General features: G+C 73.9%; 8 protein-coding genes. All 8 read right to left on the bottom strand.

The window, feature by feature from the left end:
* Nucleotides 1–3 precede the first annotated feature (3 nt).
* The 8 genes from ACZ5WK_RS10540 to ACZ5WK_RS10505 all read right to left on the bottom strand — a co-directional run bounded on the left by ACZ5WK_RS10540 (nucleotide 4) and on the right by ACZ5WK_RS10505 (nucleotide 18,868).
* Nucleotides 4–10,836 (bottom strand): SDR family NAD(P)-dependent oxidoreductase, encoded by a 10,833-nt coding sequence (locus ACZ5WK_RS10540; RefSeq protein ID WP_465546972.1) that lies wholly within the window; start codon nucleotides 10,834–10,836, stop codon nucleotides 4–6.
* A 349-nt stretch (nucleotides 10,837–11,185) separates the two neighbouring features.
* Entirely contained in the window at nucleotides 11,186–12,493 is a 1,308-nt protein-coding gene (locus ACZ5WK_RS10535) for a methylaspartate mutase (RefSeq protein ID WP_465546970.1), read from the bottom strand.
* Between the two features lie 62 nt (nucleotides 12,494–12,555).
* Nucleotides 12,556–13,059, bottom strand: coding sequence for a cobalamin B12-binding domain-containing protein (locus ACZ5WK_RS10530; protein WP_465546872.1), 504 nt, complete (start codon nucleotides 13,057–13,059; stop codon nucleotides 12,556–12,558).
* Nucleotides 13,056–14,285 (bottom strand): type III PLP-dependent enzyme domain-containing protein, encoded by a 1,230-nt coding sequence (locus tag ACZ5WK_RS10525; protein ID WP_465546871.1) that lies wholly within the window; start codon nucleotides 14,283–14,285, stop codon nucleotides 13,056–13,058. The genes ACZ5WK_RS10530 and ACZ5WK_RS10525 overlap by 4 nt, the downstream gene beginning before the upstream one ends.
* On the bottom strand, nucleotides 14,282–15,802 hold the full coding sequence (locus tag ACZ5WK_RS10520; protein WP_465546968.1) for an AMP-binding protein: 1,521 nt from the start codon (nucleotides 15,800–15,802) through the stop codon (nucleotides 14,282–14,284). Before ACZ5WK_RS10520 ends, ACZ5WK_RS10525 begins: the two co-directional genes overlap by 4 nt.
* A 159-nt stretch (nucleotides 15,803–15,961) precedes the next feature.
* Nucleotides 15,962–17,554, bottom strand: coding sequence for an AMP-binding protein (locus tag ACZ5WK_RS10515; protein ID WP_465546869.1), 1,593 nt, complete (start codon nucleotides 17,552–17,554; stop codon nucleotides 15,962–15,964).
* Entirely contained in the window at nucleotides 17,554–17,802 is a 249-nt protein-coding gene (locus ACZ5WK_RS10510) for a phosphopantetheine-binding protein (RefSeq protein ID WP_396325923.1), read from the bottom strand. Before ACZ5WK_RS10510 ends, ACZ5WK_RS10515 begins: the two co-directional genes overlap by 1 nt.
* A gap of 97 nt (nucleotides 17,803–17,899) precedes the next feature.
* Nucleotides 17,900–18,868: an ACP S-malonyltransferase gene (locus tag ACZ5WK_RS10505; protein WP_465546867.1), complete on the bottom strand. Its 969-nt coding sequence runs from the start codon at nucleotides 18,866–18,868 to the stop codon at nucleotides 17,900–17,902.
* Between the last annotated feature and the right edge of the window lie 3 nt (nucleotides 18,869–18,871).

Raw genomic sequence — 18,871 nt, 5'->3', positions numbered from 1 at the left:
CGGTCACTCGGAGTCGCTGCGCCGGGCCGCCTCGGCCAACAGGGCCTCGAGGTCCATCGCCATGATCGATTCGCTCTGGTCCGCCTGCGCGGTGTCGTCCTGCTGTGCGGGCCCGCCGGGTGCGGCGAGCGCGAGCAGCTGGTCGAGCAGCCCGGCCTCGCGGACGCGGGCGAGCGAGAGGGTGCCGAGCGTCTGACGGAACGCCTCCTCGTCCAGCTCGCCGCCGGAGGCGGCGGCCACCTCGGGGATGTCCGGGAGCATTTCGGTGAGCAGGTACTTGGAGAGCGCCACCGGGCTCGGGTAGTCGAAGATCAGCGTCGCGGGCAGGCGCTGCCCGGTGGCCTTGTTGAGCCGGTTGCGCAGTTCGACGGCGGTGAGCGAGTCGAAGCCGACCTCCTGGAAGGAGCGCGCCGGGTCCACCGTGGCGGCGGAGGTGTGGCCCAGGACGGCGGCCACGTGCGCGCAGATCAGGTTCTGGAGCAGGTGGAGCTGCTCGTCCTGCGACAGGCCCGCGAGCTGCGACTCCAGGCTCTCGTCCGCCGCGGGCGCGGCGGCCGGAGCGGCCTTGGGCGCCCGGGGCGCGCGGGGTTCGGCCGCCGGGACCAGGGTCCGCAGCATGGCGGGGACGCCGCCGGTACGGGCGCGCAGGCCCGCCGGGTCGAGCTTGACGGGCAGCAGCACCGCCTCGTCGGCACTCAGCGAGGCATCGAACAGGGCGAGGCTCTCCTCGGCCGACAGTCCCACCACACCGGAGGAGTTGATGCGCTGGACGTCGGCGCGGCTGAGGTTGCCGCCCATGCCGGTGCCGGTGTCCCAGAGGCCCCAGGCCAGCGAGAGTGCGGGCAGGCCGTCCAGCCAGCGCTGGCGGGCCAGCGCGTCCAGGTAGGCGTTGGCCGCGGCGTAGTTGCCCTGGCCGGCGCCGTCCAGCGTGCCCGCCACGGACGAGAACAGGACGAAGGCGCGCAGCGGGAGGTCCCGGGTCAGCTCGTGCAGGTGCCAGGCCGCATCCGCCTTCGGACGCAGCACCGCGTCCACCCGCTCCGGGGTCAGCGAGCCGATCGTCCCGTCGTCCACCACACCGGCCGTGTGCACCACACCGGCCAGCGGGCGCTCCTTCTCCACCCGGTCCAGGACGGCCGCCAGGGCCTCGCGGTCGGCGACGTCCGCCGCCTCCAGCAGCACCGACTCCGCGCCCAGGGACACGAGTTCGTCCCGCAGCTCCACCGCACCCGGCGCCGCCTCACCACGGCGGCTCACCAGCACCAGGCTCCGCACCCCGTGGCCGGTCACCAGGTGCCGGGCCACGACCGCGCCCAGACCACCCGTGCCACCGGTCACCAGCACCGTCCCGGTGCCGCCGAACGGCGAACCGGACCCGGTCTCGGCCCGCACCACCCGCGGAACGAACACCGTGCCGTCCCGCAGGGCCAGTTCGGGCTCGCCCGAGGCGACGGCCGCGGGCAGCAGCCGCAGCGACGCGTCGCCGCCGGCCAGCTCCACCAGCACGAACCGCTCCGGGTTCTCCGCCTGAGCCGACCGCACCAGGCCGGCCACCGCACCGCCGGCCAGTGACGGGGCCTCCGTCAGGACGACCAGGCGCGAGGACTCGAACCGCTCGTCCGCCAGCCAGGACCGGAGCACCTCCAGCACGCGGGCCGTCTCCGCCCGCACCCCGGCGGGGCTGTCGTCCGGCCCGCCGGCCGGCAGCAGCACGACCTTCGAACCGGCCACCGCGTCGAGCTCCGGGGCCGCCTCGACGCCCCACTGGGCCGCCCAGGCGTCCGACTGCGGGCCGACCACGGCCCAGCGGCCCTCCATCGGCACCGCGGGGTCCAGCGGCTCGGCCACCCACTCCATCCGGTAGACCGTGCGGGTGGCGCCGCCGCTGCGCGCCGCCTCGATCTGGTCGACCGACACCGGCCGCGCCACCATCGACCCCACCGTCATCACGGGCAGGCCCGCGCTGTCGGCGATGACCAGCGACGACTCGTCCGGCGAAGAGGAGGAGACCTTCACCCGCAGCCCGGTGACGCCCGGCGTGAGCAGGGAGACGTCGGACCAGGCGAAGGGCAGCGAGGCCCCCTCGGTGCCGCGCGGGGAGTTGTCGAGCAGCTCCGTGGCGTGCAGCGCGGAGTCGAGCAGCGCCGGGTGCAGGCCGAAGGCGGCCGCGTCCACGTGCGCCTCCTCCGGGAGGGCGATCTCCGCGAAGATCTCGCCGTTGCGCTTCCAGGCGGCCCGCAGCCCCTGGAAGACCGGGCCGTAGCCCAGCCCGTCGGCGGCCAGTTCGGCGTAGAGGCCGTCCAGGGCGATCGCCTCGGCGCCCTTCGGCGGCCAGACGCTCAGGCCCGCGGCCGCCTCCGGTGCGGCGTCGGTCAGCGTGCCCGTGGCGTGCTTCAGCCACAGGCGCTCACCCGGCGCGTCCTCCAGCCGGGAGTAGACCGAGAACGGGCGCCGGCCCGCCTCCTCCGGCTCGCCGACGACGACCCGCAGCTGGCAGCCGGCGCGCTCGGGGAAGACCAGCGGCGCCTGAAGGGTCAGCTCCTCCAGGAAGCCGTGACCGGTGTGCAGGCCCGCGTGGATCGCCAGGTCGACGAAGGCCGTGCCCGGCAGCAGGACGGACCCGGCGACAGTGTGGTCGGCCAGCCAGGGGTGCGAGTCGAGACCGACCCGGCCCGTGAACAGGTAGCCGTCGGAGTCGGGAAGTTCGACGGCCGCCCCCAGGAAGGGGTGCTCCGTCGCGGCCTGGCCCAGGGAGGCCGCATCACCGGCCGCCGCCACGGCGTCGAGCCAGTAGTGCTCGTGCTGGAAGGCGTAGGTCGGCAGGTCGACGCGGCGCGCGCCACTGCCCTGGAACACGGCCGCCCAGTCGACGTCTGCGCCCGCCTCGAACACGGCGGCCAGGGCGGCCAGCAGGGCGGGGGCCTCGTCGCGGCCCTTGCGCAGGGCCGGGACGAGGAGGGCGTCGTCGGGGTCGGCCAGGCAGGCCCGGGCCATGCCGGTCAGCACGCCGTCGGGGCCCAGCTCGAGGTAGCGGGTCACACCGGCGGCTTCGAGGGCCCGGATGCCGTCGGCGAAGCGGACGGCCTGGCGGACGTGGCGGACCCAGTACTCCGGGTCGCGCAGCTCGTCGCCGTCGGCGAGCTCTCCGGTGACGTTGGAGACGACGGCGAGCCTGGGCTCGGCGAAAGTCAGGCCGCTCACGACGGCGCGGAAGTCCTCCAGCATCGGCTCCATCAGCGGCGAGTGGAACGCGTGCGAGACGGTCAGCCGGACCGAGGCGATGCCGCGCTCCTCCAGCTTCTTCACCACCTTGCCCACCGACGCCTCGGCACCCGAGATCACCACCGAGGCGGGCCCGTTGACCGCCGCGACACCGACCTGCTTCTCGTGGCCCTTCAGCAGCGGGAGCACGTCCGCCTCGGCGGCCCGGACAGCGACCATGACGCCACCGGCGGGCAGCGCCTGCATCAGCCGGCCGCGGGCGGCGACCAGCGTGCACGCATCCGCCAACGACAGAACCCCGGCCACGTGCGCAGCCGCAATCTCGCCCACCGAGTGCCCGGCCAGGAAGTCGGCGCGCACACCCAGCGACTCCACCAGCCGGTAGAGCGCCACCTCGACCGCGAACAGCGCCGCCTGCGTGTGAACCGTGTCGTCCAGCGAACCCGACGTCCCGGCGATCACCTCGCGCAGCGACACACCCAACTCACCGTCCAGCAGCGAGCACACCTCGTCCAGCGCAGCCGCGAACACCGGGAAGGCCTCGTACAGTTCACGCCCCATCCCGACCCGCTGCGAACCCTGACCGGTGAACAGGAACGCCGTCCGGCCCTCGGAGCGGCCCGCACCGCTCTCGGCGCCGTCGCTCGCGGCGAGCTTCTCCAGACCCACCATCAGCTCGGTCCGGTTGGCCCCGAGCACCACGGCCCGGCGGTCCAGGACGGCACGCGAGGACGCCAGCGAGAAGCCGACGTCGAGCGGCGACCGGTCGGTTCCCGCCACGAACTCCCGCAGCCGCCCGGCCTGCGCCCGCAGCGCGGCCTCCGTCCGGCCCGACACCACCCACGGCACCGGAACACCCACCGGCCAACCCGCGCCGGGCTCCTCGACGGCCGACTCATCCGGCTCGGCCGCCGGGGCCTCCTCCAGGATGACGTGCGCGTTGGTGCCGCTGATGCCGAACGAGGAGACACCCGCGCGACGCGGTGCACCCTCCGCCTTCTCCCAGGCGCGGGCCTCGGCCAGCAGCTCGACGTCACCGGCGGACCAGTCCACGTGCGAGGACGGGGCGTCCACATGCAGGGTCTTGGGCAGCACCTCGTGACGCATCGCCTGCACCATCTTGATGATGCCCGCGACACCGGCGGCGGCCTGGGTGTGGCCCAGGTTCGACTTGATCGAGCCCAGCCAGAGCGGCCGGCCCTCCGGGCGGCCCTGGCCGTACGTGGCCAGCAGCGCCTGCGCCTCGATCGGGTCACCCAGCGTCGTACCCGTGCCGTGCGCCTCCACCACGTCCACATCGGACGTCGACAGCCCCGCGGCGGCCAGCGCAGCCCGGATCACTCGCTGCTGCGACGGACCGTTCGGCGCCGTCAGCCCGTTGCTCGCACCGTCCTGGTTGATCGCCGAACCGCGGACCACGGCCAGTACCTCGTGCCCGAGCCGGCGCGCGTCCGACAACCGCTCCACCAGGAGCACGCCCACGCCCTCGCCCCAGCCGGTGCCGTCCGCCGCCTCGGCGAACGCCTTGCAGCGGCCGTCCTTGGCGAGGCCCCGCTGCCGGCTGAAGTCGGTGAAGGTCTCGGGGGTGGCCATGACGGTGACACCGCCGGCCAGTGCGAGGTCGCACTCGCCGCGGCGCAGCGCCTGGATCGCCCAGTGCAGGGCGACCAGCGAGGACGAGCAGGCCGTGTCCACCGACACCGCCGGACCCTCCAGGCCCAGGCTGTAGGCGACGCGGCCGGAGACCACGCTGCCCAGGCTGCCGTTGCCCAGGTACGTCTCCAGGTCCTCCGGGACGGCGCCGAGGCGCGAGGCGTAGTCGTGGTACATCACGCCGGCGAAGACGCCGGTCTGGCTGCCCTTGAGCGTGGACGGGTCGATGCCGGCCCGCTCGATGGCCTCCCAGGAGGCCTCCAGCAGCAGGCGCTGCTGGGGGTCGGTGGCCATCGCCTCGCGCGGGCTGATACCGAAGAACTCGGCGTCGAAGTCGGCCGCGTCGTGCAGGAAGCCGCCCTCGTTGGAGTAGGTCTTGCCCGGCTTGCCCGGCTCGGGGTCGTAGATGCCCTTGGTGTCCCAGCCCCGGTTCTCGGGGAACCGGGTGATGCCGTCGCGACCGGCGGCCAGCAGCTCCCACAGCTCCTCGGGCGAGCGGACGTCGCCGGGGAAGCGGCAGCTCATCCCGACGATGGCGATCGGCTCGTCGTCGGTGAGCACCACGGCGGGGGCGGCCTCGACGGCCGGGGTGTCGGCCCCGACCACGGTCTCCTTGATGTGGTCGGCGAGCGCCTGGGGGGTCGGGTAGTCGAAGACGAGCGTGGCGGGCAGCCGCAGGCCGGTCTCCTGGTTGAGCCGGTTGCGCAGCTCGACGGCCGAGAGGGAGTCGAAGCCGATCTCGGTGAAGGCGCGCTTGCTGTCGATGGCCGCGCTGCTGTCGTGGTGCAGGACGGCGGCGACGTGGGTGCGCACCAGGTCGAGCAGGGTCCGGGTGCGCTCGTCCGCGGAGAGCCCGGCGAGGCGCTGGGCGATCGGGGACGCGGCCTGGCCGGCGCCGGCCTTCTCGGCGGCGCGCCGGGTCGTCGTACGGACGAGGTCGCGCAGGACGGCGGGGACGCCGTCGGCGCGGGCCCGCAGATCGGCCTGGTCGAGGCGGACGGGGAGGAGGACGGGCTCGTCGCTCGTGAGCGCGGCGTCGAGGAGGGCGAGGCTCTCCTCGGCCGAAAGGCCCACCATGCCCGAGGAGTTGATGCGCTGGACGTCGGCGCGGCTGAGGTTGCCGCCCATGCCGGTGCCGGTGTCCCAGAGGCCCCAGGCCAGCGAGAGTGCGGGCAGGCCCTCCGACCGGCGCCGGCGGGCCAGCGCGTCCAGGTAGGCGTTGGCCGCGGCGTAGTTGCCCTGGCCGGCGCCGTCCAGCGTGCCCGAGGCCGACGAGAAGAGGACGAAGGCGCGCAGCGGGAGGTCCCGGGTCAGCTCGTGCAGGTGCCAGGCGGCATCCGCCTTCGGACGCAGCACCGCGTCCACCCGCTCCGGGGTCAGCGAGCCGATCGTCCCGTCGTCCACCACACCGGCCGTGTGCACCACACCCGCCAGCGGACGGTCCTGCGGCACCCGGCCCAGCACACCGGCCAGCGCCTCACGGTCGGCGACGTCCGCCGCCTCCACCAGCACCGACTCCGCACCCAGGGACACGAGTTCGTCCCGAAGCTCCGCGGCGCCCGGCGCCGCCTCACCACGGCGGCTCACCAGCACCAGGCTCCGCACCCCGTGCCCGGTCACCAGATGCCGGGCCACCACCGCACCCAGACCACCCGTGCCACCGGTCACCAGCACCGTCCCGGCACCGTCGAACGGCGAACCGGACCCGGTCTCGGCACGCACGGACTCGTCGCGGGCCACCCGCGGCACGAACACCGCACCGTCCCGCAGCACGAGTTCGGGCTCACCCGAAGCCACCGCAGCCCCCAGCAGCGACGCATCACCACCGGCCAGCTCCACCAGCACGAACCGCCCCGGCTCCTCCGCCTGCGCCGACCGCACCAGACCGGCCACCGCACCACCGGCCAAGGACCCGGCCTCCGCCACCACCACCAACCGCGACGACGCGAACCGCCCGTCCCCCAACCATTCCTGAAGAACAGTCAGCACACCGGAAACGGCGTCCCGCGGCTCACCACCACCCACCGGCAGCACCACCACGGCCGCACCCGCAGCCGACCCCAGATCCGCGACCGCATCCACACCGGACACCCCCGCACCCAACGCCACCCAACGACCCTCCCGCACCACACCCGCATCCACCGGGAGTTCCCTGAGGGTGAAGCGGTAGAGCGGGCCGGCGCCGGTCGAGGAGAGCTGGGCGGAGGAGACCGGGCGGGCCAGTACCGAGCCGACCGACATGACCGGCCGGCCCGTGCCGTCGGCGATCAGCAGCGAGGACTTCTCCCGGCCGTCGACCGCGATGCGCACCCGGAGCGTGTCCGCGCCCACCGCGTGCAGGGTGACGTCGTTCCAGGCGAACGGCAGCAGGGTGGCGTCGTCGCCGGCCCCGGCATCGGGGAACGCCAGGTCGGCGGCCTGAAGGGCGGCGTCGAGCAGGGCCGGGTGCAGGCCGAACGCGGCCGCGACGCCCTGCTCGCCCTCGGGCAGCGCGATCTCGGCGAAGATCTCGTCACCGCGCTGCCAGGCGGCGCGCAGCCCCTGGAAGACCGGGCCGTAGCCGTAGCCCTGCTCGGCCATCCGGGCGTAGGCGCCGGAGAGGTCGAGCGCGGTGGCGTCCTGCGGCGGCCAGGCGGTGAGCTCCGCCGGCGCGGCCGGGCCGGCCTCGGGGGCGAGGACGCCCGCGGCGTGCTGGGTCCACGGGTCGTCGAACGAGACGTCGTCGGCGCGGGAGTAGACCGCCAGGCTGCGGCGGCCCGTCTCGTCGGCCGGCCCGACCAGGATGCTGACCGCCACCCCGCCGCCCTCGGGGAGGACGAGCGGGGCCTGCAGCGTCAGCTCCTCCAGGGCCTCGCAGCCGACCTGGTCGCCTGCCCGGACGGCCAGCTCCACGAAGGCCGTGCCCGGGAGCAGGACCTGCCCGCGGATGGCGTGGTCGGTGAGCCAGGCGGTGGTGCGCAGGTCGAGGCGGCCAGTGAGCACGACACCGTCGGAGCCGGGCAACTGGACGCCCGCGCCGAGCAGCGGGTGGTCGACGGCGAACTGGCCGACGGCGGCCGGGTCGTTCTGCGAGGTGCCCGCGTCGAGCCAGTAGCGGCGGCGCTGGAAGGCGTAGGTCGGCAGCTCGACGCCCGGGGAGGCGACGCCGGGGAAGAGCGGTGTCCAGTCCACGGCGTGGCCGCGGGTGTGGGCGTGGGCGAGCGCGGTGAGCAGCTCGCGCTCCTCGGGGCGCTCCCGGCGCAGGACCGGGGCGAGGAGGGCCTCGTCCGGATCCTGGAGGCAGGGCTGCGCCATGGCGGTGAGGACGCCGTCGGGGCCGAGTTCGAGGTAGGTGGTGACACCGGCCTCTTCGAGGGCGCGGACACCGTCGGCGAAGCGGACGGCCTCGCGGACGTGGCGCACCCAGTACTCGGGGTCGCGCAGCTCGTCGCCGGTGGCGAGGCGGCCGGTGACGTTGGAGACGACGGAGATGAGCGGCTCGTCGAAGCGGACGGCCCGGACCACGCGCCGGAACTCGTCGAGCATCGGCTCCATCAGCGGCGAGTGGAAGGCGTGCGAGACGGTCAGCCGCTTTCCGTTGATGCCGCGGTCCGCCAGCGCGGCGAGGATCTCGTCCACGGCGCCCCCGGCACCCGAGATCACCACGGAGGCCGGGCCGTTGACCGCGGCGATGCCCGCCTCGTGCTCGCGGCCCGCCAGCAGCGGGAGCACGTCCGCCTCGGCGGCGCGGACCGCCGCCATCACGCCGCCGGCCGGCAGCTGCTGCATCAGCCGGCCGCGGGCGGCCACCAGCACGCAGGCGTCCTCCAGCGAGAACACGCCGGCGACGTGGGCGGCGGCGATCTCGCCGACGGAGTGGCCGGCCAGGTGGTCGGGGCGCACGCCGAAGGACTCGAGCAGGCGGAACAGCGCCACCTCAACGGCGAAGAGCGCGGTCTGGGTGTAGGCGGTCCGGTCCAGGAGCGCGGCCTCCGGGCTGCCGGGCTCGGCGAACAGCACGTCGAGGAGGGGGGTCTCCAGCTGGAGGTCCAGGAGGTCGGCGGCGTCGTCCAGCGCGTCGGCGAACACCGGGAAGGTGTCGTACAGTTCGCGGCCCATGCCGAGGCGCTGCGAACCCTGGCCGGTGAAGAGGAAGGCGAGCAGGCCGGGGCCGGCGTGGCCGGACACCACGGCGGGCACGGAGACGCCCTCGGCGAGCGCGGTCAGGCCCGCCACGAAGGACTCGCGGTCGGCGGCGAGGACGACGGCACGGTCGGCGTGCTGGTTGCGGGTGGTGGCCAGCGCGTGGCCGAGCTCGGCGGGCGAGGCGTCGGAGCCGGCGGCGAACGCGGCGAGGCGGGCGGCCTGGCCGCGCAGCGCCTCGGCGCCGCGGCCGGAGACGAGCCACGGGGTGAGCGTGCCGGGCCGCTCGGTGCCGGCGTCCCCCGCGGGCCCGGCGTCCTCGGTCGCCGGGACCTCCTCGATGATCAGGTGGGCGTTGGTGCCGCTGATGCCGAACGCGGAGACGGCGGCCCGGCGGGGCTGCCCCTCGGCGGCCTCCCACGGCCTGGCCTCGGTGAGCAGCTCGACCCGGCCCGTCGACCAGTCGACGTGCGGGGTCGGCTCGTCGATGTGGAGGGTCTTGGGCAGCACGCCGTGCCGCATGCCCATCACCAGCTTGATGACGCTGGCGACGCCGCCGGCGGCCTGGGTGTGGCCCAGGTTGGACTTGATGGAGCCGAGGAGCAGCGGTCGGCCGGCCGGACGCCCCTGGCCGTAGGTGGCGAGGACGGCCTGGGCCTCGATCGGGTCGCCCAGGGTGGTGCCGGTGCCGTGCGCCTCCATCGCGTCGATGTCGGCGGCGGTGAGGCCCGCGTTGGCCAGGGCCTGCTGGATGAGGCGCTGCTGCGAGGGGCCGCTGGGGGCGGTGAGCCCGTTGCTGGCGCCGTCCTGGTTGATCGCGGAGGAGCGGATCACCGCGAGCACCCGGCGGCCGTTGCGGCGGGCGTCGGAGAGCCGTTCCAGGACGAAGATGCCGACGCCCTCGGCGAAGCCGGTGCCGTCCGCGGAGGCCGCGAAGGCCTTGCAGCGGCCGTCGGGGGCGAGGCCGCGCTGCTGGCTGAAGGCGCTGAACATCCCGGGGCTGCCCATGACCGTGACGCCACCGGCCAGGGCGAGCGAACTCTCGCCCTGGCGGAGCGAGTTGGCGGCCAGGTGCAGGGCCACCAGGGAGCCGGAGCAGGCGGTGTCCAGGGTGATGGCCGGGCCTTCGAGGCCGAGCAGGTAGGAGAGCCGGCCGGAGATGACGCTCGGGGTGTTGCCGGTCATCAGGTAGCCGGCGAGGCCGTCGGGGGCGTCCTGGATGCGGGTGCCGTAGTCGTGCACCTCGGCGCCGACGAAGACGCCGGTGCGGGCGCCGCGCAGGGTGTCCGGGGCGATGCCGGCGCGCTCCAGCGCCTCCCAGGCGGTCTCCAGGACGAGCCGCTGCTGCGGCTCCATGCCGACCGCCTCGCGCGGGCTGATCCCGAAGAACTCGGCGTCGAAGAGGGTGGCCTCGGAGAGGAAGCCGCCTTCGCGCACGTAGCTCCTGCCGGGCACGCCGGGCTCGGGGTCGTACATGCCCTCGACGTCCCAGCCGCGGTCGGTGGGGAACGGGCCGAGCACCTCGGCCTCGTCCATCAGCAGGCGCCAGAGGTCGTCGGGGGAGGAGAGGCCGCCGGGGTAGCGGCAGCCGATGCCGACGATCGCGATCGGGTCGTCGTCGGCGCCGACCCGCTCGGCGACCACGGTCTCCTCGGCCAGGCCGAGCGCGGTGCCGCGCAGGAAGGCGGCGAGCGCGGCGGTCGACGGGTGGTCGTAGGCGAGGGTGACCGGGAGGTCGAGCCCGGTCGCCGCGGCCAGCCGCGCGTGGAGGTCGACCGCGGCGAGCGAGTCGAAGCCCAGTTCCAGGAAGGGGCGGTTCTCGTCGACGGTGCGCGGCACCTCGGCGCCGGCGTGCCGCAGGGTCGCGACGACCTGCTCGCCGACCAGTGCCACCGCGGCGCGCAGCTGCTCGGCCGGCTTCAGCCCCGACAGACGGCGGGCCAGCGCGCTGCTGTCCTGCACCGGCGCGCCACCCGTCTGGTGAACCAAGTTTTCGGACTCGCTCATTCCGCGCACTCCACTACTCATCCAGTTGCTGGCAGGCGAAAGGTCGGGCGGCAGGCGCCCCGGGGCGTCGGGCGGTACGCCCTCGACGCTCCGGACGGCAATACGCCCCAAAACTAACGACAGGAATCGGGCGGGCCACACCCCTAACGGCCCCTATGCCGGGGCCGGACCTGCGGCTCCGCTATCCGGGCAGCGGACTGCGGAAGGCCTCGTCATCGAAGGTGCGCTGTATGTAGGTGAGTGCTTCGAGAAGTTCACGGGACGTCACCCGCCGGTTCCCCGAGGCGTCCGCGACGCGGCCGATCGGCAGGGCCCCGGTGGTCGCCCAGCGCAGCCGCCCGGTGCCGTCGATGAAGCTGCGGGTGCGCCCCATGTTGTCGGGGTGCACGCAGTAGGGGACGTCGAGGTACCCGCGCTTGAAGGCGAGCAGCAGTGCCTGGCCCACGTCGTCGTGGAGGTTCAGCACCGCGTCGACGAGGGCGGTGGCCTCGGTGTAGGTCTGGGAGTCGGTGCGGGCGAGGACCTCGGTGGCCGGCGACCGGCCGTCGGCCCCGGCCGCGAGGGCCGGGACGGCGGCCTCGTCGGCCGCGACGTCCGAGGCGTACTCCAGCGCCGCGACGTTCTCCTCGATGGTGGGGATGCGCCGGGACTCCGCGACCGTCTTCACGATGATGCGTTCCGATCCGGACCGCGCCGCCAGCCGGGCCGCCTCGCCGAGCAGCCGGTAGGACCCGGTGTCGGTGGTCGGGTACACCCCCATGTAGGTGTAGATCACCACGTGCCAGACGGTGTCCGGCAGCAGCCGCGCGCACAGGGCGCGCAGGGCGGCGACCGCCTCGGCGTCCTGCTCCGGGTGGGTCTGCTGGGCGTAGCTGACGGAGATGCTGCGGATGCCGTTGCGGTGGAAGAAGAGCGCCTCCAGGGCGCTGATCGCCACCAGCAGGCTGGGCGGGCAGAGCTGCCCGAGCATGCAGCCGCCGAAGGACTCCAGGTGCGGTTCGACGCCGCTCTCGCGCAGCCGGGAGAAGAGCTTGGTGGAGCGGTCCCACTCCCGCACCGACTGGTCGAGCGGGGTCCGCCCGTACGGCAGGCAGTAGGAGACGGGGCCGCCCTCGGTGGCGCTCAGGCCGGCCCGCACCAGCGCCTCGAAGATGTGGAACGGCTTGGCGGAGCCGTGCCGGACCTGCACCGGGAAGGCGGGCCCGTGCAGCCCGTCGAGGACCTCCCGGGTCTGCTCCGGGCTGTAGTTGACGATCGGGTAGCCGTTGATGCCGGTGCCCAGGCGCAGCGCCTCCTCGACGGCCGCCATGTCCCCGACCCGGGTGTAGCTGTCGAGGGTGAGGGTGCCGACGGTGGTCGCGCGGGCGTTCCGGGTGGCGGTGAGGCCGCGGCGCATCCGCGCGGGGTCGCTGAACCCCATGCGCGGCTGCACCACCAGCCGGCCGGCCTCGTGCGCGGCGCGCACGAAGCGGCCGAAGTCGGCGGGCACGGTGCCCGCCCGGGCCTCGGGGGATCCCGCCGGGACGGCGGGGGACTGGGCGTTCTCCTCGGTCACCTGAGCGCTTTCTGCGGCAGCGAGACGAGGAAGCGCTCGAAGGAGCCCTGTTCCGTGCGGCCGTCCTCGAAGACGGCGTTGAAGCCGGCCTCGACCAGCTCCCGGAGGTGGGCCTCGTCGCTGCCGCCGGCGATGCCCAGCTTCCCGCCGATCACCATCGGGGTGCGGGCGAGGGCGGGGACGGCGCGGAGCTTGCGGATGACCCGCACCCCGTCCTGGTAGCCGTGGCCGTTGACGCTGCTGATCACCACGAGGGCCGGGTCGTGCGCCCGGATCTCCGACTCCAGCAGCTCGTCCGGGACGGTCGGGCCGAGGTTGACGACGTCGTAGCCGAGCTCCTCGATCAGGAGCTGGAGGAAGACGAGGTTCCAGGTGTGGGCGTCCGAGGAGAGCCCGCTGACGATGACCGTCCCGCCGCCGGGCCCGGGGGCGTCGGGCAGGGCGGTCGCGGTGGGGCCGGCGGCGACCGCGGTGGTACCGGTCAGGGTGAGCTCGCTCATGCGTACGTCCTGACGTGTTCGATGCGGGAGATGGAGACGACCTCGGTGCCGCGCACCACGACCTCGGTCGGGGCCGGGCGGCCGAGGAACATCAGCAGGCTCGACGTGGGCCCGTACGCGCCGGCGTTGGGGATCTCGATGACGTCGCCGCCGTCCAGCGGCGGCAGCTTCACGTCGCGGCCCAGGACGTCGCCGGGGGTGCAGAGCGGGCCGACCAGGCTGGCCTTGGTCCACTCGGCGGTGTCCGCGCCCTCCGGGTCGGGGCTGACCGCGACCGGGAGCAGCCGGCCGAGGCCGGACATGCCGCCGAAGGTGTTGATGCCCGCGTCGAGGATGACGAAGGTGCGGCCGCGGCTCTCCTTGATGTTGACCACCCCGGCGAGCAGCGTGCCGCCGTCACCGACGAGGTAGCGCCCGGACTCGCAGGCCACCGTGGGGAACCCTGCGCGCCAGCGCGGGAAGTGCTCGTCGAGGATCTCGGTGAGGGCGGCGCGCAGCCGCGTGTAGACGGGGCGCTTGCCGGGCACCGCGTACGGGGCCGAGAAGCCGCCGCCGATGTCCAGGAACCGCGGTTCGATGCCGGTGTCGGCGAAGGTCTGGGCGGCGACCGCGACGGTGTTGCGGAACTCCCCGATCAGGGCGTCCTCGTCGCGGGCGTTGCTCAGCGGGAAGAAGTGCGCGCCGGCGAGGCGGACGCCCTGCACCGCGCGCAGCCGCGGCATCAGCTCGACGAGCTTCTCGCTGTCGATGCCGAACTGCGAGGGGGCGCCGGTCATCCGGATGCTGGTGGTGGCGCTCGCCGAGACGCTGTTGATGCGCAGCAGGGCGTCGGCGACGACGCCGTGGCGCAGGGCGACGGCGCCGATGTGCTCCAGGTCGGTGGCCGACTCCACGGAGAACATCCGCACGCCCTTGGCGATCGCCTCGTCCAGCTCGCCGTCGGTCTTGCCGGGGCCGGTGTAGAGGATCCCCGCCGGGTCGAACCCGGCGGTCAGGGCGGCGGCGAGCTCGCCGGTGGAGCTGATCTCGGCGCGGCAGGCGTGGTCGGAGCCCTCCCGCAGCGCCCGGAGGACCTCCGGGTGCGGGTTGGCCTTGACGGCGGCGAAGAGCTCGAAGCCCTCCGGGAGCGCCGCGAAGAGGTCGTCCCGGGCCGCCTGGACCCGGTCGAGGTCGTAGACGTACAGCGGGGTGCCGTAGCGCTCCGCGAGGTCGGCGTAACGGGTCACTTGGAGGTCCCCTCGAGAAGCTCGACGAGCTTCTTCTTGTCGTTCTTGCCGTTCTGGGTGAGCGGTATCGCGTCGACGACGTAGCAGGCGGAGGGCACCTTCTGGGCCTCCAGGCGGGCGTTGAGCTCGCGCAGGACCTCGGCCCGGCCGCGCTGCGTCTCGACGAACAGGACCAGGTCGCGCTCCCCTTCGGGGGGCAGCACGGCGGCGGCGCGCACGCCGTCGATGTCGGTGGCGGCGGACTCGATCTCGACGGTGCTCATCCGCACGCCCTTGCGCTTGAACATGTCGTCGCGCCGGCCGTCGAAGTACAGGTAGCCGTCCTCGTCGAGCCGTCCGTAGTCGCCGGTGTGCAGGCGGCGCGCGCCGGTGACGGGGTCGGTGCGGAACGCCCGGGCGGTCTGCTCGGGGTTGCGCCAGTAGCCGGGCATGACGTGGGGGCCGACGGCGACGATCTCGCCGGTCTCGCCTGGGGGCAGCGCGCGGCCGTCCTCGTCCAGGATGAGCACCTCGGTACCGGGCAGCGGCAGGCCGACCGCGTCGGGGCGCTCGCGCTCCTGCGCGGGCGGCATGACGGTGATGCGCTTGCACTCCGTCTGCCCGTACTGGCGGACCACCCGGCAGCCGGGGAACTTGGCCCGCAGCGCGTCGATGGTCGCCTGCGGCAGCGCGGCACCGGTGTTGGTGAAGAGCCGGACGTTCGGCGCCGGGTCCTCCTCGCGCTCGGCGAGGCGCACGATCATCGCGGCCAGCGAGGGCACGATCGGCACGATGGTGGCCCCGGACTCGCGGATGCGGCGCAGCAGCACCAGGTCGGAGGCGCCGTCGGCGAGGACGATCTCGGAGCGACCGAGGACGGAGAGCAGGACCTTGTAGAGGCCGTAGTCCCAGGAGATCGGGAAGCGGCAGAAGACGACGTCGTCCGGGCGGTAGCCGATGACGTTCTCGATGGCCGCGGACGCGAAGGTGATCTGGGCGTGCGGGCAGATCACCGCCTTGGGGGCGGCGGTCGAACCCGAGGTGTAGACGAGGACGGCCACGTCGTCCGGTTCGACCGCGGCGTTCTGCGTCCGGGCGCCGGTCTCGGCGTACTTCTCGACCTCGCCCCAGACGGAGTCCCGGTCGCGGACGGCCGCCCCGGTGAGGGTGGAGACGTTCTCCGCGGCGGCCTCGGTCACCAGCACCAGGGCCGGTTCCGCATTCGCCAGGACGGGCCTGAGGTGGAAGTTCTTCATCCCCGGGTTGAGCGGGACGAAGACGACGCCGCGCATGGCGGCGCCGAAGAACATGGCGACCAGTTCCCGGGTGGTGGGGATCTGCACGACGAGCCGGTCGCCGCGGCGCAGGCCCTGGTCGGCCAGCCAGGCGGAGAATGCCTGGGCGTAGCCGTCGAGCTGCTCGTACGTCCAGGTGCCGGCGGTGTCGCTGACCGCCTTGGACCCGGCGGAGTCGGCCACCGCTTCGGCCAGCAGTTCATGAACGAGTGCGGCCCGGCCGGAATTCCCTGCTGCGGTTATTTCCGCAGTTATTCGATCCCCGTAGGAAAGGGTGTCCAACGCCATTCTCCTGTCGCCGAATCCGGGGTCCGCGCCGGCCGGGAAACGACCGACGCGGACCCCGAATGGGGGATTCAATCCCCAACGACGCTACTTAGCGGAGGGCCGGACACACCACCCCTAGTTCCCCCTACTGCCGCCGCCTTCTTTACCTGCGGCAATCAGGGCGCCGGCGCGATTCCGCAGTTCCTTGCGGTCGACTTTCCGGTTGGCGTTCAGGGGCATTTCACCGAGCAGTACATAGCGCTTGGGCAGGAGTCCTTGCGGAAGCACCTCTCCCAGTTGTTTCGCGAACGCGGCGGGGCGGACCGCCTCGGGGCCGGTGTAGAAGACGACGAGCCGGATGCCGTCGTCCGTCACCGCGTCCACGGTGACGGCCTCGGTGACGCCCTCGACGGTGCTCAGCGCGTGGTCGATCTCGGCGAGTTCGACCCGCCAGCCCTGGAGCTGGACCTGGGCGTCCATCCGCCCGAGGTAGGCGAGCTGGCCGCCGGCCGGATCGCCGACCCGCCGCACCCGGTCACCGGTGAGGTACCACGTCCGGCCGTCGCGTTCGACGAAGCGGCCGGAGGCGTCGGCCGGGTCGAGGTAGCCGGGCGCCATCTGCGGGCCGGAGACGCAGAGTTCGCCCTCGTCGGGCACCACCCGGCCGTCGGCGTCCAGCAACTCGTACGCGTGGCCCTCGTGGACGGCCCCGATCGGCACGACGCCGTTGACGGCCAGGCCCGGCGAGAGCTCCGGGTCCCAGCGGTGGGCGGCGATGGTGACGGTGAACTCGGTGGGGCCGTACAGGTTCTCGACGACCGAGCGCGGGGCCGCCTGCTGCCAGTCGGCCGTGTCCTGGCACTTGAGCGCCTCGCCGGCGAAGAAGCTCCAGCGCAGCCCGGGCAGGGCGCCCGGGGCGAGGGCGCCGGTGCGGCGGGCCAGCGAGATGCCGCTGGGGGTGGAGAACCACACCGTCATCCGGTGCTCGGCCAGGTAGCCGGGCAGGTCGCGGTAGCCCTGGGGCGGAATCCACTGGGCGGTCGCCCCGGCGCCCCACGCGCAGAACAGGTCGAACAGCGAGCAGTCGAAGTTCAGGTCGAAGGTCTGGGAGAACACGTCGTCCGGGCTGAAGTCGTAGCGCCGGTCGAGCAGGTCGAAGTAGTGGCTCGTGTTGCCGTGGGTGAGCGGCACGCCCTTGGGCCGCCCGGTCGAGCCCGAGGTGAACAGCAGGTAGGCGCGGTCCTCCGGCCGGACGGCGGCGGGCGCGTCGAGCGCGTGCCGGTCCCGGACGTCGACCCGGCGCAGCCCGGTGCCCAGCACCGCGTCGTCGGGGACGAGCACCGGGACGTCACCGCCGGGGCCGAGCAGGCCGGGCAGCGCGGCGCTGCCCGGACCGTCCGCGATGACCGCCGACAGCGGCGCCGCGTCCAGCATCGCCCTCGTCCGGGCCTGCGGGAAGTCGGGCCGCAGCGGCACCACGGCGGCGCCCGCGTAGAGCGCCGCCAGGATGCCGGTGTAGGCGGTGACGCCCTTGCCCGCGAGCACGCCGACGGCCGCCGGCCGCCCGTCCGCCGCGGCGAGCAGGGAGCCCGCCCAGCGCAGGGCGAGGTCGTGGGTCTGCTCGTACGTACGCGTCTCGGCCCCGGCCCGGAACGCCGCGCGCTGCGGCGAGAGCGCCAGACCGCGCAGGAACCGCCCGGCGAGTGTGTGCGCAGACGGCCCGCCCATCACGCGGCCGGCTGGAGCAACGAGGAGAGGGCGGCCCACAGGACGCCGGGCGACCGGAAGGTCTCCAGGCTCAGCGCGTCGTCCTGGAAGCGCACGTCGTAGGCGTTCTCGAGGGCGGCCAGCAGCTCGACGGTACCGAGCGAGTCGAGGCCGAGGTCACGCAGCGGCGTGTCGGCCTCCAGCTTCTCGTCCTCGTCGAGGAAGGGCAGGTAGGTGAGCAGGATCTCTTCGAAGGTGTCGTCCCACATGGGTGGTCTCCCTGTTCGGTGAAGGTGGACGCGGAGGCGGGGTGAGGCGGATGCGGGGTGAGGCGGGTGGGGTGCCGGGCGGTGCGGCGGTACGGGCTCAGGCCGCGGTCGCCGCCGCCCGGCGGGCACGGGCGCGGGGCCGCATGGCGAGGGCCGGCGAGGCCGCGACGACCTCGAAGTTGTCGCGGGTCACCGGGACGCGGCCGAACAGCGAGTCCGGCCCCGACACGCACACCCGGCGCACGCCCAGCTCCTTCAGCGAGGCGACGACCGAGGGCCACCGCATCGGCGTGACGAAGCTGTCGAGGAGCATGGTGCGCACCTCGGCCGCGGTCGTCAGGACGCGGCCGTCCTGGTCCGCGACCACGGGCAGCTTCGGGTCGTGGAAGGTGAGCGAGCCGAAGACCTCCCGCTCGACCCGGTCCCGGAGCCCGCCGAAGGCCGTGCAGTGCACCGGGGGGCGCATGGTGTAGAGCGACATGCCGCCCAGCGAGCGCAGCCTCGGCAGGAACCACTCCAGGCTCGGCTCGCGCATCGACACCATGTGGAAGTCGTGGTCGACGTGGCACGACACCTCGCGGAACTCGCCGCGCTCGTCGAACTCGGCGAAGAGCTCTGCCAGTTGCTCCTGCGGGGTGCGCAGGAAGGAGTGCGTCACGACGTCCTGGTGCTCGGTGCGGAACCAGTCCTCCATGCAGCGGGCGACCTCCGCCGTCATCAGAACGGCCTCCTCGAAGCAGAGCGCGCCCGAGTACGCGGCGAGCACCTTCTCGCCGAAGCTGGGGCCGGTGCACACCTCGGGCACGAAGCCGAGCTGTCCGGCCGCCCACTCCGCGGAGGCCAGGCAGTTCACCAGGAAGGCCACCTGCGAGGCCTCCGAGTAGTCGCCGCCGTCCTGGTCGTCCCGGAACCGGTCGAGCAGGTTGTAGCCGAGCGCCTCGTCCGCCCGCGCGACGAACTCGCGGGCGGCCGGGTTGATCAGCATGAACTTGCCCACCTCGGTGAAGGGGGAGGCGCTCATGCCGGGGAAGACGATCGCGGTCTGCGCCCTGATCGCGGTGTTCATGGA

The sequence above is a fragment of the Kitasatospora sp. NPDC032757 genome (assembly GCF_055579305.1).
The sequence above is the reverse complement of the archived record's forward strand: the minus strand, read 5'-3'. Positions and strand labels throughout refer to the sequence as shown.